The 18,819-nt window shown below is 72.7% G+C and carries 22 protein-coding genes, 1 tRNA gene and 1 other RNA gene; 16 read left to right on the top strand and 8 right to left on the bottom strand.

Annotated elements, in window-relative coordinates; all coding sequences use genetic code 11:
- Positions 1–26: 26 nt before the first annotated feature.
- The 5 genes from HDA34_RS02360 to HDA34_RS02340 all read left to right on the top strand — a co-directional run bounded on the left by HDA34_RS02360 (position 27) and on the right by HDA34_RS02340 (position 2,302).
- Positions 27–458, top strand: coding sequence for a DUF3052 domain-containing protein (locus HDA34_RS02360; protein ID WP_036312795.1), 432 nt, complete (start codon positions 27–29; stop codon positions 456–458).
- Entirely contained in the window at positions 451–957 is a 507-nt protein-coding gene (locus HDA34_RS02355; protein ID WP_036312792.1) for a redoxin domain-containing protein, read from the top strand. Before HDA34_RS02360 ends, HDA34_RS02355 begins: the two co-directional genes overlap by 8 nt.
- 15 nt (positions 958–972) lie before the next feature.
- A tRNA-Val gene (locus HDA34_RS02350) sits at positions 973–1,046 on the top strand.
- A 75-nt stretch (positions 1,047–1,121) separates the two neighbouring features.
- A complete protein-coding gene (locus tag HDA34_RS02345) occupies positions 1,122–1,961 on the top strand; it encodes an AzlC family ABC transporter permease (RefSeq protein ID WP_036312790.1) in 840 nt (279 codons plus the stop codon).
- Positions 1,958–2,302 carry an AzlD domain-containing protein gene (locus HDA34_RS02340; RefSeq protein ID WP_036312787.1) on the top strand — a complete coding sequence of 115 codons (345 nt, stop codon included), beginning with the start codon at positions 1,958–1,960 and terminating at the stop codon, positions 2,300–2,302. The genes HDA34_RS02345 and HDA34_RS02340 overlap by 4 nt, the downstream gene beginning before the upstream one ends.
- Here the strand turns inward: HDA34_RS02340 and HDA34_RS02335 are convergent.
- On the bottom strand, positions 2,289–2,873 hold the full coding sequence (locus tag HDA34_RS02335; protein WP_036312784.1) for a hypothetical protein: 585 nt from the start codon (positions 2,871–2,873) through the stop codon (positions 2,289–2,291). The genes HDA34_RS02340 and HDA34_RS02335 overlap by 14 nt on opposite strands.
- Before the next feature lie 138 nt (positions 2,874–3,011).
- Between HDA34_RS02335 and HDA34_RS02330 the strand changes: the two genes are divergently transcribed.
- The 3 genes from HDA34_RS02330 (at position 3,012) to gnd (ending at position 6,273) form a co-directional block, all read left to right on the top strand.
- The gene (locus HDA34_RS02330; protein WP_036312781.1) at positions 3,012–3,512 is read left to right on the top strand and encodes a hypothetical protein; all 501 of its coding nucleotides are present in this window, start codon (positions 3,012–3,014) and stop codon (positions 3,510–3,512) included.
- 204 nt (positions 3,513–3,716) lie between these two features.
- Positions 3,717–4,631 (top strand): polyphosphate kinase 2, encoded by a 915-nt coding sequence (gene ppk2 / locus HDA34_RS02325; protein WP_002856845.1) that lies wholly within the window; start codon positions 3,717–3,719, stop codon positions 4,629–4,631.
- A gap of 79 nt (positions 4,632–4,710) precedes the next feature.
- On the top strand, positions 4,711–6,273 hold the full coding sequence (gene gnd, locus HDA34_RS02320) for an NADP-dependent phosphogluconate dehydrogenase (protein ID WP_095346858.1): 1,563 nt from the start codon (positions 4,711–4,713) through the stop codon (positions 6,271–6,273).
- Between the two features lie 19 nt (positions 6,274–6,292).
- On the opposite strand, the gene epsC is transcribed toward gnd, so the two are convergent.
- The 3 genes from epsC to msrA all read right to left on the bottom strand — a co-directional run bounded on the left by epsC (position 6,293) and on the right by msrA (position 8,527).
- Entirely contained in the window at positions 6,293–6,880 is a 588-nt protein-coding gene (epsC, locus tag HDA34_RS02315) for a serine O-acetyltransferase EpsC (protein ID WP_036340179.1), read from the bottom strand.
- A 43-nt stretch (positions 6,881–6,923) separates the two neighbouring features.
- Positions 6,924–7,859, bottom strand: a complete 936-nt coding sequence (cysK, locus tag HDA34_RS02310) for a cysteine synthase A (protein ID WP_010078892.1) — start codon at positions 7,857–7,859, stop codon at positions 6,924–6,926.
- 86 nt (positions 7,860–7,945) lie between these two features.
- Complete coding sequence (gene msrA / locus HDA34_RS02305; RefSeq protein ID WP_012750832.1) at positions 7,946–8,527, bottom strand: peptide-methionine (S)-S-oxide reductase MsrA; 582 nt, start codon at positions 8,525–8,527, stop codon at positions 7,946–7,948.
- A 113-nt stretch (positions 8,528–8,640) separates the two neighbouring features.
- Here msrA and HDA34_RS02300 point away from each other — a divergent pair, with 113 nt between their 5' ends.
- From HDA34_RS02300 to HDA34_RS02290, 3 genes are all read left to right on the top strand, one after another.
- Positions 8,641–9,570, top strand: a complete 930-nt coding sequence (locus HDA34_RS02300; RefSeq protein ID WP_134376857.1) for a Nif3-like dinuclear metal center hexameric protein — start codon at positions 8,641–8,643, stop codon at positions 9,568–9,570.
- Positions 9,567–10,301 carry a zinc ribbon domain-containing protein gene (locus HDA34_RS02295; protein ID WP_012750834.1) on the top strand — a complete coding sequence of 245 codons (735 nt, stop codon included), beginning with the start codon at positions 9,567–9,569 and terminating at the stop codon, positions 10,299–10,301. Before HDA34_RS02300 ends, HDA34_RS02295 begins: the two co-directional genes overlap by 4 nt.
- Positions 10,302–10,383: 82 nt before the next feature.
- Complete coding sequence (locus HDA34_RS02290) at positions 10,384–11,373, top strand: reverse transcriptase-like protein (protein ID WP_134376855.1); 990 nt, start codon at positions 10,384–10,386, stop codon at positions 11,371–11,373.
- 34 nt (positions 11,374–11,407) lie between these two features.
- On the opposite strand, the gene HDA34_RS02285 is transcribed toward HDA34_RS02290, so the two are convergent.
- Entirely contained in the window at positions 11,408–12,205 is a 798-nt protein-coding gene (locus HDA34_RS02285; protein WP_049147969.1) for a YaaA family protein, read from the bottom strand.
- Positions 12,206–12,325: 120 nt separating this feature from the next.
- On the opposite strand from HDA34_RS02285, the gene HDA34_RS02280 reads away from it, so the two are divergent.
- A complete protein-coding gene (locus tag HDA34_RS02280) occupies positions 12,326–12,640 on the top strand; it encodes a hypothetical protein (protein ID WP_012750836.1) in 315 nt (104 codons plus the stop codon).
- Between the two features lie 21 nt (positions 12,641–12,661).
- Here the strand turns inward: HDA34_RS02280 and rnpB are convergent.
- Positions 12,662–13,040: RNase P RNA component class A (gene rnpB, locus HDA34_RS02275), an RNA gene on the bottom strand.
- 144 nt (positions 13,041–13,184) lie between these two features.
- On the opposite strand from rnpB, the gene HDA34_RS02270 reads away from it, so the two are divergent.
- Positions 13,185–14,630, top strand: a complete 1,446-nt coding sequence (locus HDA34_RS02270) for a glyceraldehyde-3-phosphate dehydrogenase (protein WP_010078885.1) — start codon at positions 13,185–13,187, stop codon at positions 14,628–14,630.
- A gap of 82 nt (positions 14,631–14,712) precedes the next feature.
- Here HDA34_RS02270 and def read toward each other — a convergent pair whose 3' ends face one another.
- Together def and HDA34_RS02260 are read right to left on the bottom strand one after the other, a co-directional pair.
- On the bottom strand, positions 14,713–15,354 hold the full coding sequence (def, locus tag HDA34_RS02265; protein WP_049147971.1) for a peptide deformylase: 642 nt from the start codon (positions 15,352–15,354) through the stop codon (positions 14,713–14,715).
- Positions 15,355–15,448: 94 nt separating this feature from the next.
- Positions 15,449–15,754, bottom strand: a complete 306-nt coding sequence (locus tag HDA34_RS02260; protein WP_010078879.1) for an antibiotic biosynthesis monooxygenase family protein — start codon at positions 15,752–15,754, stop codon at positions 15,449–15,451.
- 187 nt (positions 15,755–15,941) lie between these two features.
- Between HDA34_RS02260 and HDA34_RS02255 the strand changes: the two genes are divergently transcribed.
- From HDA34_RS02255 to HDA34_RS02245, 3 genes are all read left to right on the top strand, one after another.
- Positions 15,942–16,541: an MFS transporter gene (locus tag HDA34_RS02255; protein WP_259392672.1), complete on the top strand. Its 600-nt coding sequence runs from the start codon at positions 15,942–15,944 to the stop codon at positions 16,539–16,541.
- 256 nt (positions 16,542–16,797) lie between these two features.
- Positions 16,798–17,406 (top strand): hypothetical protein, encoded by a 609-nt coding sequence (locus HDA34_RS02250; RefSeq protein ID WP_119217360.1) that lies wholly within the window; start codon positions 16,798–16,800, stop codon positions 17,404–17,406.
- Positions 17,396–18,811, top strand: coding sequence for an HIRAN domain-containing protein (locus HDA34_RS02245; RefSeq protein WP_134376853.1), 1,416 nt, complete (start codon positions 17,396–17,398; stop codon positions 18,809–18,811). Before HDA34_RS02250 ends, HDA34_RS02245 begins: the two co-directional genes overlap by 11 nt.
- Positions 18,812–18,819: the final 8 nt, after the last annotated feature.

Genomic DNA, 18,819 nt, shown 5'->3' with positions numbered 1-18,819 from the left:
GCCACCATCAAGGAGGACCGGACACTATGCAGGCTGGGTCGACGCCGACCTCGACGGACAGCGCCCTGCTGGCGGAGCTCGCCCTCTCGAGGGGCGACCTGGTGCAGGAGTGGGGGTACGACGACGACGTCGACGTCACCTTCCGTGACGCGCTCGAGGGCGCGCTCGGCGAGGAGCTGCTGACCGAGGACGATCAGGAGCCGGCGGACGCCGTCCTCTTCTGGTGGCGCGCGGACGACGGCGACGTCATGGATCTCGCGGACGCCCTCGTGGACGCCCAGCGCTCCCTCGATGCCGGCCCCGTCTGGATCATGACCCCCCGCAAGGGGCGCCCCGGCCACGTCAGCCCGGCGGACGTCGCCGAGGCCGCCTCCACCGCGGGCCTGCACGCCACCACCGGGGCCGGTGCCTCCGAGGACTGGGCCGCTCAGAAGCTCGTCCAGAAGCGCGGTGGCTGAGCCCCCGTCCGGCGGGACGCGGGGCGCCGACGTCGTCCCCGCGCTGCGCGACGACCACGGCCAGACGTGGCCGTGGCCGCCGACGCGCGGGCCCCAGGACGCCGCCGGGCCGCGGGGCACGTGGCTCGTCTTCCTGCCCGGGGCGTTCACGCCGGTGTGCACGGACGAGCTCGGCTGGATCGGGGCGCTCGCCGAGGACGTGGCGGTCGACGATGTGGCTGTCCGCGTGGTCTCGTGTGATGCCGCCCCCGTGCTGCGCCGCGTCCGCGAGGAGCTGGCACTGCCGGAGCCGCTCACCCTGCTCTCCGATTTCTGGCCCCACGGCGCGGCCTGCCGTGCCCTCGACGTCTTCGACGTGGAGACCGGGCGGCCCCGCCGCGTCTCCGTGCTGCTCGACGCGGACGGGGTCGAGGCCGCGCGCGTGGTCGCCGCCCCGGGACAGGCACGCACCCGGAGCGAGCACGAGGCGGCGACGCGCGACCTGCTCGCGGACCGGTAGCCTGGACGGACACCGGCACCCGTAGCTCAGTCGGTCAGAGCATCTCGTTTACACCGAGAGGGTCGGGGGTTCGAGTCCCTCCGGGTGCACCGATCGCGGGGCCATGACACGGCGTGACGCCGCGGCTCCGTCATGCCGACCGCCCGTCAGGCGCCTATGAGAGCATGCTCACCATCATGGGCTCCTCGTCAGCGTCCTCGCGCGCCTCCGCTCCGCCCTCGCGGTGGGCCGAGGTGCGCTCCGGCGTCGCCGTGACGTTGGGCGCCGGCCTCGGCCTGTTCCCTCTGGGCATGGCCTTCGGGATGCTCGTGGTCCAGGCCGGGCTGCCCGCGTGGGTCGCACCCCTGTTCTCCGTGGTCGTGTTCGCCGGGTCCGTCGAGCTGCTGCTCGTCCCGCTGGTGGTGGCGGGCACGCCGCTGCTCACGATCGCCGTGACGGTGTTCCTGGTGAACTTCCGCCACGTGTTCTATGCGTTCAGCTTCCCGCTGCGCGTGGTCCGGGGGCGCCTCGCGCGGATCTACTCGATGGGTGCCCTGATCGACGAGGCCTACGCCATCGCCGCCGCCCGGCCCCGCGGCTGGACCGGCCCCCGACTGGTGGCCATGCAGGTCGCTTTGCAGGCGTACTGGGTGCTCGGGGGCCTCGCCGGGGTGGCCGTGGCCTGGCTGCTGCCCGGGCCGGTGGAGGGCCTGGAGTTCGCGCTCGTCGCCCTCTTCATCGTGCTCGCCATGGACGCCGCCCGCACACGCGCCCAGCTGCCCCTCGTGCTGGCGGCCGCGGTCGCCGTCGGGGTGGCCCTGCTGCTGGCACCGGCACAGGTGCTCGTCGTCGCGTTCGCCCTCTACGCCGCGGTACTGATCGCGTTCCACGTGCTCGCCGCGCGCGGGACCGCCCTGCCGCTGCCCGAGCCCGTGCCCGTCACCGGACCGGTGCCCGTCGTCGCCGCGGTGGGGGAGCGGGCCGTCACGGATGCCGAGCCCGACGCCGAGGAGGATCCCCGATGACCGGCGCCGCCTACCTGGTGGCGGCGGCCGTCGTCGCGGGCCTCGTGACCTTCTGCCTGCGCGCGGTGCCGTTCGCCCTGCTGCAGCCGCTGCGGGAATCCGTGCTCGCGGCGCGGCTGGCGGTGTGGATGCCCGCCGGCGTGCTGACCATCCTGGCCCTGGTGATGCTGCTCGACGCCGCGGCGCTGGCCCCCGGAGAGCCCGTGGACGGGACGCGGGTGGCCCACGCGCTGTTCGCGGCTGCGGTGACCGTCGTCGTGCATCTGCTGGCCGGGCGGCGGACCCTTGTCTCGATCGCCGCCGGCACGCTGGCCTACGTGCTGTTGGTCAACCTGGCCTGACCGGCGGCGGGGCGGGCTCGCCCAGGCGTTCGGCCCATGCGCGGCTCGCCGCGGCGAGGCGCCGGCCGTAGGCGGTGACCCCGTCGGACAGCGTCCCGGCGTTGTAGAGCGTCCCCGCCCGGGCGATCCCCTCCGCGGAGAGGTCGCCGCGCAGGTGACCGCGCAGGATCTCCAGCCCGAAGGCCAGGTTGTCCTCCGGCTCCCACAGACGAAACCCGCGCTCGGCCGCCTGCGCGAAGTACGGCGGCCACGTGATCTGCGCGGGCCCCACGCCGTTGGACTTCTCCCCCTGCGCCACCCGGGCCACGAGCTCCTCATAGCGCTCCCGGGTCACGAGGACGTCCGTCCCGCGCGGGGCGCTGTGCACGCCGCCGGCGTCGTGCCCGAAGACGTTCCGGCCACCGGACTCGAGCTCGGCCAGGGCCGCCGCCACCGCGAGGGGAACGTCCGCCCGGCGTGCGGCGGCCACGATCGCCGCGGCGTTGTCGAGGTGTCGGCCGAGCGTCGCCGGCGGGTCGGAGGAGCGGTCGCGGGCGGAGCGGCGGGTGAGGAGGTCGCGGAGCAGGCCCATCGGCCCACCCTCCCGCATCCCGGGTTGAGTTGTCGCGGGTGACGGGCCCGCGCACCCGCGACAACTCAACCCGGGATGCGGGGCAGGGGCCGGGCGGCGGCGCGTCGTCGGCGTCCGGGGCGCACTAGGGTGGAGCGCATGTCCGCGACCCCCCTCGGCTTCTGGAAGCTGCCCGCACGTCCCGACGGCGCCGCCCGTCACCTCGCCGTCATCACCGGGGGCGAGGCGCAGCAGACCATGCTCTTCCTCCAGGACGGGCAATGGTCCATCCTCGCCCTCTTCCAGGACGAGCTGGCCGGCAAGGCCGCCGCCCGCACCCTGGACGCGCTCCTGCAGTCCGTCACCTGTCTGCGCATGGGCGGCCGTGACGTCCTCGACGGTGCCGACACCCCGCGGCCCGGTATCGAGTGGGCCGGCTACGACCGCGAGTTCGAGGAGGCCGACGTGGCCGAGCAGCGCGACGTCGAGCCGCGCGGCCGGATCTGGATCCTCCCCGCCACGGACGGCGCCTCCGTCGGCCTCAAGCTTCCCGGGCACCGCCGGTACGACGACGCCGTCGCCCAGTTCGCCGACGTCGACGCGGCGCGTGCCGCCGTCGCGGCGATCGACGAGCTCCTGGGCGTCGGCCCGCGCGGCTGAGCCGGCCGGCGTTCGTCGGCCCGGGGTCGTGACCGTTCGCCTCCCAGGGTTCACCTGCTGTTCACCCGGCTGCGCTGCCGGGCCCGGCTTCCTCGTCCGCCGCCCACCCATAATGGTGTGAAGAGCACAGGCCGCGGCCCGCCTCCGTCGTACCGAGGAGGGGACGGGCGGGCACGGTGACGCACCCAGTGAAGGAGACGGTCCATGGAGCTGCTGCAGCCCGACGCCCCCCGCGAGAACCTGCGCGAGTTCATCGACAAGCTGCGCGACGGCGGCTACACCGTCTCGGACGGCCACACCAACGATCCCGACCTGATCGATCCGCAGGGCCGTGCCGTGGAGACGTGGAAAGAGGACTACCCGTACGAGACGCGCATGACGCGCGAGGAGTACGAGCTGGAGAAGTACCGCCTGCAGATCGAACTGCTCAAGCTGCAGTACTGGGGCGAGGACACCGGCCAGCGCCACATCATCGTCTTCGAGGGCCGCGACGCCGCCGGCAAGGGCGGCACCATCAAGCGCTTCACCGAGCACCTGAACCCCCGCACCGCCCGCGTCGTGGCCCTCAACAAGCCCTCGGACCGCGAGCTCGGCCAGTGGTACTTCCAGCGCTACATCCAGCACTTCCCCACGGCGGGCGAGATCGTGCTGTTCGACCGATCGTGGTACAACCGCGCCGGCGTCGAGCGCGTGATGGGCTTCGCCACGGACGAGCAGTACCGCCGCTTCATGAACCAGGTGCCGCTGTTCGAGAAGATGCTCGTGGACGACGGCATCCACCTCACCAAGTTCTGGTTCTCCGTGACACAGACCGAGCAGCGCACGCGCTTCGCGATCCGCCAGATCGACCCGGTCCGCCAGTGGAAGCTCTCGCCCATGGACCTCGAGTCCCTGGACCGTTGGGAGGCGTACACGGAGGCCAAGGAGGCCATGTTCCTCCACACGGACACGGACCACGCCCCGTGGATCTCCATCCGCTCCAACGACAAGAAGCGGGCCCGCCTCAACGCGATGCGCTACTTCCTGTCCCAGTTCGAGTACGAGGGCAAGGACCACGAGGTCGTCGGCACCCCGGACCCGCTGATCGTGCGCCGCGGCCGCGACGCCGTGGGGGACTGACCGCGGTCGACGTAGGCTGGGGGCGGGTCCGTGTCCGGCACGGCCCGTCCCACCGTCCGAGCCACAGGAGGCCCCCGCGATGACCGAGCAGACCACCACCGTCCCCGTCGGCGCCGCCGACATCGGCGTCACGGGCCTGGCGGTGATGGGCGCGAACCTCGCGCGCAACTTCGCCCGCCACGGCTACACGGTGGCCCTGCACAACCGCAGCCGGGCCCGCACGGACCAGCTCGTGGCCGAGCACGGTGACGAGGGCGCGTTCGTGGCGACGGAGACGCTCGCCGAGCTCGTGCAGTCCCTCGCCGTGCCGCGCCGGGTGCTCATCATGGTCAAGGCGGGCGCCCCCGTGGACGCCGTCATCGACCAACTCGTCCCCCTGCTGGACGAGGGCGACATCGTCATCGACGCCGGCAACTCCCATTACGAGGACACCCGCCGCCGCGAGGCGGCCCTCGCCGAGAAGGGCCTGCACTTCGTGGGCGTCGGTGTCTCCGGCGGCGAGGAGGGTGCCCTGCACGGTCCGGCGATCATGCCCGGCGGTCCGGAGAAGTCCTACGAGGCCCTCGGTCCGATGCTCGAGAAGATCTCCGCGCAGTTCGAGGGGGAGCCGTGCTGCGCCTGGGTCGGCACGGACGGCGCCGGCCACTACGTGAAGATGGTCCACAACGGCATCGAGTACGCGGACATGCAGGTCATCGGCGAGGCCTACGACCTGCTGCGCCGTGTGGGCGGCCTCGAGCCCGCCGAGCAGGCCGAGGTGTTCACGGCGTGGAACCAGACCGACCTGGCCTCCTACCTCATCGAGATCACGGCCGAGGTGCTCGCCCAGGTGGACGCGGCCACGGGCCGCCCGCTCGTGGACGTGATCGTGGACGAGGCCGGGCAGAAGGGCACCGGCCGGTGGACCGCGATCTCGGGTCTCGACGTCGGCTCCCCGGTGGCGGCGATCGCCGAGTCCGTCTTCGCCCGCTCGCTGTCCTCCCAGCGCGCGGTGCGCGAGGTCGCCCGTGAGACCCTCGCGGCCGGCGTCGACGAGGAGGCGCAGCGCGCCCCGCAGGACACGGACGCGTTCGTGGAGGACGTGCGCCAGGCGCTGTTCGCCTCCAAGCTCGTGGCCTACGCGCAGGGCATGGACATGCTCGCGGCCGCCGCCGAGGAGTACGGCTGGTCGCTGGACCTGGGCACCATCGCCTCGCTGTGGCGGGACGGCTGCATCATCCGCGCCGACCTGCTCGACGTGATCATGCAGGCCTTCGGCGGCCGCGACACCTCCCGCCATCCGGCGCCGGGCACCCGCGCCCCCGGCCAGCCGCTCAACCTGCTCTTCGCCCCCGAGTTCGCCCAGGCGATCGCCGAGGCCCTGCCGGCCTGGCGCCGCGTCGTCGGCACCGCCGTCGCCGCGGGCGTGCCGGTGCCGGTGTTCTCCTCGGCCCTGGCGTACTACGACGGCCTGCGGGCCGACCGCCTGCCGGCCGCCCTCGTGCAGGGCCAGCGCGACTACTTCGGCGCCCACACCTACCTGCGCGTGGACCGCGAGGGCTCGTTCCACACGCTGTGGTCCGGCGACCGCACCGAGGTCGACGGCGAGGGCGTGCCCGTGGTCATGCCGCAGCCGACCGAGGGCGACCCCACGCAGGACTGACCCGGCGTGGTCCCGGCCCTCAGATCCAGAGGGCCGGGTCCACGTACTCCGCGGGGTCCACGAGCGGCTTGCCCTCGGACGGGCCCTTGCGCGGTCGGACGGTGGCCGGCACGCCGGTGGCGATCGCGTCGGCGGGGGTGTCCTTCACGACGACGGCGTTGGCGCCCACCGCCGTTCCCTCCCCGATCTCGACGGGTCCGAGGATCTTGGCGCCGGCCCCCACCACGACGCCGTCGCGCAGCGTGGGGTGCCGCTTCACCTTGGCCAGGGAGCGGCCGCCGAGGGTGACCCCGTGGTACAGCATCACGTCGTCGCCGATCTCCGCGGTCTCGCCGATCACGACACCCATGCCGTGGTCGATGAAGAACCGACGACCGATCGACGCGCCGGGGTGGATCTCGATGCCCGTGGCCGCCCGCGTGACCTGCGAGAGCACGCGGGCGGGCATCTTCAGCCGGTCATGCCGCCACATCCGGTGCGCGACGCGGTGCGCCCACACGGCGTGCAGACCCGAGTAGACGAGGGCCACCTCGAGGTCACCTCGCGCCGCCGGGTCATGGCTGCGGACGGTCGCGATGTCTTCCTTGATGCGGGAGAACAGTCCCACGGGCGGCCCCTTCGGGTCGGTGCGGTCGGTGAGCGGGCGGCGGTCAGCCGCGGATGTCCTCGAAGAGGGCGGTGGAGATGTAGCGCTCGCCGAAGTCACACACGATGGCGACGATCAGCTTGCCCTCGGACTCGGGCTTGGCGGCCTCCTTGAGGGCGGCCGAGATGATCGCGCCGGTGGAGATGCCGCCGAGGATGCCCTCCTCGGTCCCGAGCCGACGGGCGGTCTCGATGGACTCCTCGAAGGTGGCCGGGTAGACCTCGTCGTAGAGGTCGGTGTCCAGGATCTCCGGCACGAAGTTCGCGCCGATGCCCTGGATCTTGTGCGGGCCGGCCTGGCCGCCGGAGAGGATGGGGGAGTCGGCCGGCTCGACGGCGATGAGCTTCACGTCCGGCTTCTGCTCGCGCAGGTACCGGCCCGCGCCCGTGATGGTGCCGCCGGTGCCGACGCCGGCGATGAACACATCCACGGCGCCCTCGGACGCGTCCCAGATCTCCGGGCCGGTGCCCGTGTAGTGGGCCTGGATGTTGGCCTGGTTCGCGAACTGCTGGGCCCAGATGGAGTTCGGGGTGCTGCGGACGATCTCCTGGGCGCGCTCGAGGGCGCCGCGCATGCCGTCTGCACCGGGGGTCAGCACGATCTCGGCGCCGAATGCCTTGAGCATCACGCGGCGCTCGGTGGACATGGTCTCAGGCATGGTCAGGATCACGCGGTAGCCGCGCGCCGCGCCGACCATGGCCAGGGCGATGCCGGTGTTGCCCGAGGTGCCCTCCACGATGGTGCCGCCGGGGGTCAGCTCGCCGGCTGCCTCCGCGGCGTCGACGATGGCGGTGCCGATGCGGTCCTTCACCGAGTTGGCCGGGTTGTAGAACTCGACCTTCACGGCGACGTCGCCGGGCAGGTCCTTCGCGAGGCGGTTCAGCCGGACCAGGGGCGTGCCGCCGACCGCCTGGGTGATGTCGTCAAGGATGCGGGCCATGGTGGTACCTCCGGGGGGTGGTGCGCCTGGGGGCGCGGGCGATCTAGTGGGTGTTCCTGCGTCAGGCTATCGAGCCGCGGCGCCGCTCAGGCGTCCACGAGCCACGCGGAGTAGTTCCGGCGCACCTTCGCGAGCTTCGGATCGATGACCACACGGCAGTATCCGTTGGAACGGCGCCGCGCATAGAAGTCCTGGTGAATGTCCTCGGCCGGGTGCCACGCGGACGCCGGCTCGACGCGTGTGACGATGGGGCTGTCATAGTTCGCCTGCGCCCGGGCGATCTCGTCCGCGAAGAACCGGGCCTCGGCCTCGTCGTGGGCGAAGACGGCCGAGCGGTACTGGGTGCCGACGTCGGCCCCCTGGCGGTTCAAGGATGTGGGGTCGTGGCCGGTGAAGAACAGGTCCATGATCACCTCGGGCGGCACGACGGCGGCGTCGAAGCGCACACGGACCGCTTCGGCGTGGCCGGTGGTCCCGGTGCACACGGACTCGTAGCTCGGGGCGGGGTCGTCGCCTCCGGTGTAGCCGGACTCGACGGCGAGCACGCCCCGCACGCGACGGTAGACGGCGTCGAGGCACCAGAAGCAGCCGCCGGCGAGCGTCAGCTCGCGGACGTCGGCGGGCGCGCCGGAGGCGCCGAGGGGCTCGGTACGGGGGGAGTCGGTCATGGCAGGCACAGCAACGCGGCCCGCGCTTTTCATTCCCGACGACGCCGCCCCGTGGCCTCACCCAGGGCCGCCGGGGCGTGCGCGCCCGGGCCGGGTGGGCCATCATGGCCGGTATGACCGTGTCCCGCCCCGCCGTCCCCGCCTCGCCGGTGCATGCCCTGGCCCCGCCGACGCTCGGGCAGGTCCTCGAGGTCGTCCAGGGGCTGTGGCCGCGGGAGCTGGCGGAGCCGTGGGACGCCGTCGGGCCGGTGGCCGGGCGCCCGGAGTCGCCGGTGCGGACCGTCCTGTGGGCGCTGGATCCCGTGCAGGCCGTGGCCGACGAGGCCGTCGCCCGCGGGGCCGACCTCGTGGTCACCCACCACCCGCTCCTGCTGCGCGGGACCTCGTCCGTCGCCGCCGTCGGACACGCCGCCGCCGCGAAGGGCCGCCTGCTGCACACCCTGATCGAGCACCGCATCGCCCTGCTCGCCGCGCACACCAACGCCGACGCCGTCGTGGGCGGCGTCTCGGACGTGCTGGCCCGTGCCGTCGGCGTCACCGGAGCGCTCTCGCCCCTGACGACCTCCGCCGCCGGCACCGGGGCCGAAGGCATCGGCCGGGTGGGCGACCTGCCCGAGGAGACCGACCTGGCCGCCTTCGCCCGGGCCGTGCACGCGGCGCTGCCCGCCACGGCCGGCGGCGTGCGCGTGGCGGGCGACCCCGCCCAGCGCATCCGCCGCGTCGCCGTGTGCGGCGGCGCCGGAGACAGCCTCTTCGACGCGGTCCGCGCGTCCGGCGCGGACGTCTACGTGACCGCCGATCTGCGCCACCACCCGGCCTCGGAGGCCCGGGAGACGGCAGCGTCGGGGGATGGACGTCCCGCGCTCGTGGACGTCTCGCACTGGGCGAGCGAGTCCCTATGGCTTGAGCACGGCGCCCGCGCCCTGGAGGCCGCCCTGGCGGAGCGGGGACTGGGCGTCACCACCCTGTTCTCAGATCACCGCAGCGACCCCTGGGACTTCCTGGTCGGGGGAGAGCGGGCCGACGAGGGGAGTCACGCATGAGTGAGGTCACCGCACCGCCGGCCGTCCAGGCCCGGCTGCTGGAGCTCCAGGAGCTCGACACGGCCCTGGACCAGGCCCGCGCCGCCGTCCGTCGGCTCAAGGCGGACCCGGAGCACGCCCGGCTGCGCGCCCGCGCGCAGGAGTTCGAGGAGGCGCTGCCCGGTCTGCAGGACGCCGCCCGCACCGCCGACCGGGCGGGAGCCGAGGCCACCGAGAAGGCCGCCGCCACCCGCGCCCGTCGGGACCGGACCCGGGAGCGGCTCGAAACGGGCCAGGGCGGGCCCAAGGAGCTGCAGGCCATGCAGCACGAGGACGACACGCTCACCGCACTGCTCGACGACCACGAGGCCGCGGCCCTCGAGGCCATGGAGGCCGCCGACGCCGCCGAGTCCCGGCTCGCGAAGGGCCACGCCGCCCTGGAGCGGGCGCGGGCCGAGGTCGAGGCCCGCGCGGCGGAGGTGCGCCGCGAGGGGCAGGCCGTGACCCAGCGTGGCCGGGACCTCACCCAGCGCCGGGCGGCGTTGGCCGCGGAGTTCCCCGCGTCGTTGCTGGCCCTGTACGAGCAGGCGCGGGAGCGCAACGGCGGCATCGGCGCGGCCCGGCTCGTCGGGAACCGGTCCGCGGCCGCGGGCACGGAGCTGTCGCCCGCGGAGGTCGCGCGCATCCGGGCCCTCCCGCCGGCCGCCGTCGCCCGCTGCCCCGAGTCCGGCGCCATCCTCATCCGGGACTGACCCCGGGCCCCGCCCCCGGCGCGATCAGTAGAGTGGGGGGGCCGCGTCGGACGGCGCGACCACGGACACGAGGAGGCGCACGGTGAGCGGACGAGTCCTGCAGGTGGAGGCCGACGGCGGGTCGCGGGGCAACCCCGGCGTCGCCGGCTATGGTGCCCTGGTGCGCGACCCGGCCACGGGCGAGATCCTCCGGACCGACGCCGCCCCGCTGGGGAAGGCGTCGAACAACGTGGCCGAGTACTCCGGGCTCGTGGCCGGGCTGCGGATGGCCCGGGACCTCGACCCCGAGGCGCGGGTGCACGTGCTGATGGACTCCAAGCTTGTGGTGGAGCAGATGTCCGGGCGGTGGAAGATCAAGCACGAGGACATGCGGCGCCTCGCGGCCGAGGCCCGGTCCGTGCTGCCCCCCGAGCGCGTCACCTACGAATGGATCCCGCGCAACCGGAACAAGGACGCCGACCGCCTCTCCAACGAGGCCATGGACGCCGGCGCGCGGGGCGAGCAGTGGGACGCCGGCGCCTCAGAGGTGCCCGTTGCGGCCCCCGCGGCGGCGTCCACGGCCTCCACGCCGGCGGTGGCCGAGTCCGGCCTCGAGGCCGACGCGGACGTCCGGGCCGTGGAGGCGGACGGGCCCGACGCCGTCGCCTCGCCGGAGGATGCGACCCCGGCGCCCGCGCCCACGGGCCGGCTGCACCACGTGGAGATCTGGGTCGCCGACCTCGCGGCAGCCGAGGCGAGCCTCGGCTGGCTGTTCGGCGAGCTCGGCTACGTGCCCGGCGAGGGGTGGGCCGAGGGCCGGACGTACCAGGGGGCGGGGGAGTACCTCGTGCTCGAGGCCGGGCCCGACGTCGCCGCGGGCGCCCACGAGCGCACCCGCCCGGGCCTGAACCACCTGGCCTTCCGGGCCGGATCGCGCGCCCGCGTGGACGAGCTCACCGCCGCCGCGCGCGACCGGGGGTTCCGCCTGCTCTTCGAGGACCGCCACCCGCACGCCGGGGGACCGGACCACTACGCCGCCTACCTCGAGACCGCGGACGGCTTCGAGGTGGAGCTGGTGGCCGTCGAGGACTGAGGCCGCGTCCGGGCAGACCGCGCCTCGCCCGGGGTCACCCCTCGGGCAGGATCACCCGCAGCGCGCCGGGCTTCGCGCCGGACGGCCGGGCCAGCTCGACCTCCCAGCCGTGGCCGTCCCCGGCCCGCGCGACCACGTCCGCGACGCGCTCCAGCGTCGAGGTCTCCCGCGCCCCCGCCTCCAGCAGCGCGCGGGCCACGAGGCCGCGGGTGTGCTTGGCGAAGTGCGAGACGACGGTCCGCTCGCCGTCGCGCAGCTGGAACACGTCGACCGCGAGGGTCCGCTCCGCCGGTGCCCGCCACTGGGCCGCGTAGCCGCCGGAGCGGCAGTCGACGACGGGCCCGCCGTCCCGTGCGGCGAGCGCATCGAGGGCGGGGGTCAGGACGGGGCGCCAGTGCGCGGCCAGCCCGGGCAGCCCCGGCAGCTTCGCGCCGACGGGCAGCCGGAAGGCGGGGATCCGGTCCGCCAGCGCGGTGGCGCCGAACAGCGCGGAGAAGACCAGCACGGACGCGCGGGCGCGGCGCTTCGCCGCCGCGGACAGGGAGACGTGGTCGAGCGCATCGAAGAGCACGCCCGTGAACACCCGGTGACCGGGCGCGGCAGGGGCCGAGGCCAGGCGCGTGTTCGCCTCGACCTCGCCGGTGAGCGACGCCCCGACGCCGAGAGCCGCCAGGGCATCCGGGGCGGCCGAGACCGCGGCGAGCCGCGTGAGCAGGTCCGCGCGGGCGCCCGTCACCGCGGCGTCATCGGCCAACGCGAGGGCATCGAGGTCGAGCGGGGCCCCGGAGCGGGGCGCGGTCTTGCCCTCGGAGGGCGGCAGCAGGATCAGCACCGGGCCAGCCTAGCCAGGCGCCCCCGGACCGACGCGCGGACGGGCCGGGCCGACGTCGTCGTCCGGACCTGGCACAGTGGTGGGGTCCGCACAGCCGCCCCGCATCCCAGGAGTCGCCCGATGACCGCCATGAACGTGTTCGGCGTGGTGTACCCGTTCGTCCTGCTCGTGATCGCGGCCGCCGTGTGGCTCGGGATCCGCTCCAGCGGGCGGGAGCGCACGCACGCCTCCGCTCTGGAGCAGCGCCTGCGGGAGCACACCTTCACGGGGCAGGACCGCGTGACGCTGGAATGGCCGCGGGACCGGCGACGCCCGAGCCTGGCGAAGGTCGTCTCGATCGGCGAGTCGTACGGGTACCGCCTGCTGGACAAGCGGGAGCGCGAGCACGTGGTGGAGCTCGAGTTCGAACGGATCCTCGACGACGAGGGGTTCTGACCCCAGCCGGGGGCCGTGAGGTGGGACGGACCGGCTGTAAGCCGGGTTCTGTGCCTCGCGCGCGTTGCCCCGCGCGAGGTGACGGCCATCCATCTGGGCCCGCCATCGCTGACGGGCTCGAGCGGCCAACCCGGACGCTGGGGCGAGCAGCCCTCGTGACGCGTCCTGTTCGGCCTTGCACCGGATGGGGTTTACCGAGCCGGCCCCGTCACCGGGGCCGCTGGTGGTCTCTTACACCACCCTTTCACCCTTACCGCCGCGCACACGGCGCGGAGGCGGTCTTCTCTCTGTGGCACTGGCCCGCGGGTCGCCCCGGGTGGATGTTGTCCACCATCCTGCTCTGCGGTGCCCGGACTTTCCTCGCACCCCCGCAGGGGCACGCGGCCGTCCGCCGATCCGTCCCGACCGACCAGTGTACGCCCCGTCGCGACCGCAGGGCCGCTCCGGACGTGTCCTCGCCTAGAATGGCGGAGTCCGCCGACAACGAGGTCGGGGGATGGGGCCTGCCCAGGACGGCCCCGCCAGGTTTCAAGGAAGGACTCCCGTGGCAGACACCGCCTCGACCCAGACCCCCGAGTGGAACACGCAGCAGAAGCTCGCGGAGAAGATGGTCCCCCTGCTGGGCACCCTGTACCGCGAGCACAACGTGGTCACCTCGATCTACGGGCGCTCCCTCGTGAACCGCGGCGTGATCGACATCATCAAGGCCCACCGTTACGCCCGCCGCGTGCAGGAGGCCCCGCTGAGCGTCGAGTCCACCTACCCCCTGGTCGAGGCCATGGCTGCGATGGACCTGGGCGCCGCCACCATCGACCTGGCCGAGCTGGCCGCCAAGCACAAGGCCTCGGGCCAGGACGTCCAGGCCTTCCTGGACGCCGAGCTCGCCGAGGTCAAGGGCAAGGCCGGTGAGGGCCTGGGCGAGACCCAGGACGTCGTGCTCTACGGCTTCGGTCGCATCGGCCGCCTGCTGGCCCGCATCCTCCTCGACCACGCCGGCGGTGGCTCCAAGCTGCGCCTGCGTGCCGTCGTCGTGCGCAAGAACTCGGAGGACGACCTGATCAAGCGCGCCTCCCTGCTGCGCCGCGACTCGATCCACGGCCCGTTCGACGGGACGATCGTGGTGGACGAGGACCGCGACGTGATCACCGCCAACGGCACCGAGATCCAGGTCATCTACTCGAACGACCCGACCACGGTGGACTACACCTCCTACGGCATCAAGGACGCGCTGGTCGTCGACAACACCGGACGCTGGCGCGACGACGAGGGCCTGTCCCAGCACCTGCAGGCCAAGGGCGCCGCGAAGGTCCTGCTGACCGCCCCGGGCAAGGGCGAGATGAAGAACATCGTGTTCGGCGTGAACTCGGACGACATCACGCCCCAGGACACGATCGTCTCGGCGGCCTCCTGCACCACCAACGGCATCACCCCGGTGCTCAAGGTCATCCAGGACGACTACGGCATCGACCACGGCCACGTGGAGACCGTGCACGCCTACACCAATGACCAGAACCTCGTGGACAACTTCCACAAGGGCGCCCGTCGTGGCCGTGCCGCCGGCATGAACATGGTGCTCACCGAGACCGGCGCCGCCAAGGCCGTGGCCAAGGCCCTGCCCGAGCTCAAGGGCAAGCTCTCCGGCAACGCCATCCGCGTCCCCACCCCGGACGTGTCCATGGCCATCCTGAACCTGGAGCTGACCACGCCCACCTCGGTGGAGGAGCTCAACGCCCGCCTGAAGCAGGAGTCCCTCACCGGCCCCCTGCGCGGCCAGGTCGGCTACGTGGACTCCCCGGAGGTCGTGTCCACCGACTTCGTCGGCTCGGACCGCGCCGGCGTCGTGGACGGCCTGGCGACCCTCGTGAACAACGACGGCAAGAACGCGATCCTCTACGTCTGGTACGACAACGAGTACGGCTACTCGCACCAGGTGATCCGCGTGGTGGAGAAGATGGCGGGCCAGCAGGTCCCCGCCTTCCCGCAGGCCTGACCCGCCGATGACCGACGGCCCGTCCCCGCAGAGGGGACGGGCCGTCGTCGTGTGCCGACCGGGTCGGACGTGGAGCCGAGGCTCAGGCCTCGTCGTCCCCGTGGTCGCCGTCGGGGCCGTGCTCGTGGTCTTCGTGGTCGTCGGCGTCGTGGCCGAAGGGGTCCTCGTCCGTGCCGGGCAGCCACGTCACACCGGGCACGTTCAGACGCTCGGCCCGCTGCGCGCGCTTCCAGCGCCGCTGCCATTTGCCCTCGAGCCGGTTCACGTAGAGGGTGCCGTTGAGGTGGTCGTACTCGTGCTGCATGATGCGCGCGAACCAGCCCTCGGCCTCGAACTCGAACATCTCGCCGTCCACGCGCTGGCCGGACAGGCGCACGCGGGTCGGGCGCTGCAGGGGGAAGCCGAGCCCGGGCACCGAGAGGCAGCCCTCGGTGTGCTCGTGCGGGTGAGGCTCCTCCCGCGGCGCCTTGTCCAGGTGCGTCAGCACCGGGTTGATCACGTGGCCCACGTTCGGCGCGTCGCCGGAGTCCGGGAACGTCCACGTGAAGATCCGCAGCCCGACCCCGACCTGCGGGGCGGCCAGGCCCACGCCGTGCGCGGCGTCCTGCGTGACGTACATGTCCTCGATCAGCTCGCGGATCTCGTCGTCGATCACCTCCACCTCGGCCGCGCGCCGGTGCAGCACGGGCTCGCCGTAGACGGTGATGGGACGGATGGAGGCCATGGCACTGCGCTTCCCGGCCCGGGCTGCGGGCCTGCGTGGGTGGGGGGACGGGGGAGTCCCCAGCCTACCGCCGGGGACACCACGACGACGGCGCTCAGCCCAGGTCCACGACCTCGAACTCGAGCAGGTCGGCGCCCGTGGCGACCGGCGCCGGGCGGCCGCCCTGCTCGGCGGCGTGAGCGGCGGGCATGCGCCCGTCCCGCCAGCGCTGGAAGTCCTCCTCCGACGCCCACGTCGTGACCACGAAGTAGCGGTCCTCGCCCGCGGTGGGCCGGAGCAGCTGGAAGCCCTCGAAGCCCGGCTCCTGGTCCACCGCGTGCTTGCGGGCGGCGAACCGCTTCTCGAGTTCCGGGCCGGCGCCCTCGGGGACGCTGATGGCGTTGATCTTCACGACGGACATGGGCAGACCTCCTCGTCGGCGGGGGTGCGGCGTCGGGTCGACGCCCTCACCGGCCGACTCTACGCCCGGCAGTGGACCGGGGATCCGTCGAGCGGTTGATGTCCGGCGGCGTCGCCCCTGCGACGCTGAGTCGTGGAACCGGTTGCCGGGGGCCCCGACCAGCCCCCTCTCGCCGAAAGGGTCGTCGATGACATCGACGGAGACCTCCGCCCCCGCGCCGAGCAGACGCGACTGGATCGGCCTCGCTGTCCTCTCGATCGGCCTGGGCCTCATCGTGCTCGACGGCACGATCGTGGGCGTCGCCCTGCCCGCCATCATCGCCGACCTGCACCTGGACCTCACCGACGCGCAGTGGGTGAACAGCCTCTACGCCGTGCTGCTGGCCGCGCTGCTGCTCTCCACCGGCGATCTCGCGGACCGATGGGGTCGCAAGCGGCTCTTCCTCACCGGGCTCGTGGTGTTCGTCGGCGGCAGCCTGCTCGCGGCGGCCGCCTCCAGCGGGGACGCGCTGATCGGGGCACGGGCCGTCCAGGCCGTGGGCGCGGCGTTCATCATGCCCTCCACGCTCTCCACCGTGAACGCCGTGTTCCGCGGCCGGCACCGGGCGGTGGCGTTCGGCGTGTGGGGTCCCGTGATCTCGGGCGCGAGCGTCTCGGCCTGCCCGTTGAGCAGGCGGTTCATATACGAGTGTGACTTCCAGCCGGCGGCGCGTGCCAGCTGCCGCGCCGAGACGTCCTGGACGGTCATCAGGCGCTGGAGTCGCTTGCGATCCCGCAACTTCATGTAGAGCTCACCGGGTGGCAGGTGAATGACTTGCGCCAAGTCTGTCGCCTTTCGCGTGACGTGGTGTCCAGCAAAACGGCACAGCGAGTCGGCCCAGGTGCCCACCTACTTTCGCCGGGTCCGTGCTGATCGCCCCGTATCCGCGCTGCCATGCGGCACAACACCCCCTTTGTTGCTACCGTTTCGGTGTCCACTCCCACGCAACAGCGGGTGTCCGAGGCCGGTTGCTCCCCTTGGCGTCGCCCCGCAGATTGGTCGCCATGAACGACGTGCACTCGCTGGGCCGGCTGATCGCCTCAGCCCAGGAGCGGAACGGCTGGTCCCTCCGTGACCTCGCCGCCCGCGCCGAGCACGCGGGGTACGACATGAGCCACACCAGCTTCGCGCGGCTCAAGTCCACCCCGGTCACCTCGATCAAGGGCGAGAACATCACGATGCTCGCGCTCGTGCTGAAGGTTCCCGTGGCCCACGTGGCCACCGCAGCGCTGGAGTCCATGGGAGTGGAGCTCGACTCGGCTCTTCACCCGTCAATCCTCGACGTCGTTCAGGAATCCCCTGACCTCTCGATGTATGACCAGGAGCTGCTCACCGCAGTCCTCCGGGTCATGCTCGATCGTCGTAGGACGGACCAATATGACGAGCACGACCACTCAGACCAGCACCAGGACCGCGAGCGCGGCACGGCCGAGCGTGGGGGAGCGCTCGGCGGTGACCCTGGCGTTGAACACAAGACCGCGGTGGCCGGCGCGCTGGCCGACTTCGATCTGGCAGCACACCCCGACTTCGAGCTGACCCGCGACCGGCAGGCCCGGGAATGGGGCGACGTCGGTTTAGAGAGCCAAGACGTAGAGGGGGGCCATGATGGCTGAGAAGGCACACTACGAACTGCCGCATGGCGGGTACAACGGAGTGGAGCTCGTAGGTGAGTTCGCATACCGGGAGGCGATACTTCGAGTGTTGCCGCGGCTCCCCGCGGACGGAGCTCCTGTGGAAGCTACCGTGCCTGTGGAGGTCGTGCCCGAGCCGGATAACCCGTACGACCGGCGGGCGGTGTCTGTGCGCGCCAAGGGGCGTGTGATCGGCTATCTCTCACGGGAACTTGCTGCCGACTACCACCTGCCGGTCAAGCGTGTGGTGGCTTCCGGTGCTGTTCTGCGCACGAACGCGCGGATCTACGCCTACGTCGGGTTCAACGGAGAGGCGGAGCTCAACGTACGTGTGGGTCTCCCCGAACCGGAGTGGCTCACTCCGCTGAATTCGGGATACCCGGCCACGACGTCTGCGCTGCCCTATGGGCGGCAGACGTACCAGGTCGTGAAGGAAGACCAGTACTTCGACCATCTCTTCGAGTACGTGCCGAAGTCCGGCAAGGGGCCGGTGATGCTCACACTCCACAAGGCCGAGTCGATGCTGCGCAACGGGAATGTGCGGCGCACCGTGGAGGTCCGCCTCGACGGGGAGAAGGGCGGCGAGCTCACCGCGGCGACGTCGGCTCACTACCTCCCCGTGATCGAGCACGCCGAGGGTATGGGGCGAGTCGTGGGCGTCTGGGGGACCATCACCGGTTCCGGGCTCGCAGCCGAGCTCACCATCAAGGGCGCGAAGTCCACGGAGCTGTCGGACGAGTGGCTGCGTGAGATGCCCCTGTTCCCTCATCTGGTGCCCGAGGCTCACTCCTACGAGGTGCCTGACGCCTACCAGGGCGAGCCCAAGACGAAGGGCCGATCCCGGGCCATGGGCAGTCACTCCGTCGCCCGGCTGCGCGACCAACTCGACCAGCGGTTCGCTTCCACGTCTCCAGCCGAGCTAGACACGACGCCGAGCCCCTCCACCCCAAGCGCGGAGAAGAAGCCGGGCAAGCCCCAGCCCCCTGCCAACCCGACTCCCGTCCGTCTCAGCGACGAGGTCACCCGGCTCGGCATCGGGACGGGGCCACGCACCCCGATCTACTACACCGTCAAGGGCAAGGAGGTCTTCGTCGACGACCGCGACCGCTCCAGCGCCGGCAAGCAACCCCGACGAACCGCGTGGCTCTTGATCGCTGGCCTCACTGTCCTCGGACTCATCCTGTCTGGCGTCCCAGGCATCGGCCCCTTCCTGACACTCTTCACGCTCCTCCTGGTGCTCATCTCTGGCCCCGACCAGCTACGCAAGGCCAAGGTGCTCGACATCGACCCCCACGGCACGGGCCACCCCTCCCGCGACTGGCAGGATCGGGAGTGGGGCGACGTCGGCGAGGAGAACCAGGACCCCGGCGATGGGGAGGAGATGTGAGGGCCGGG

This window comes from Micrococcus luteus, assembly GCF_014138885.1.
In the GTDB taxonomy this organism is placed as follows: Bacteria; Actinomycetota; Actinomycetes; order Actinomycetales; family Micrococcaceae; genus Micrococcus; species Micrococcus luteus.
The sequence above is the reverse complement of the archived record's forward strand: the minus strand, read 5'-3'. Positions and strand labels throughout refer to the sequence as shown.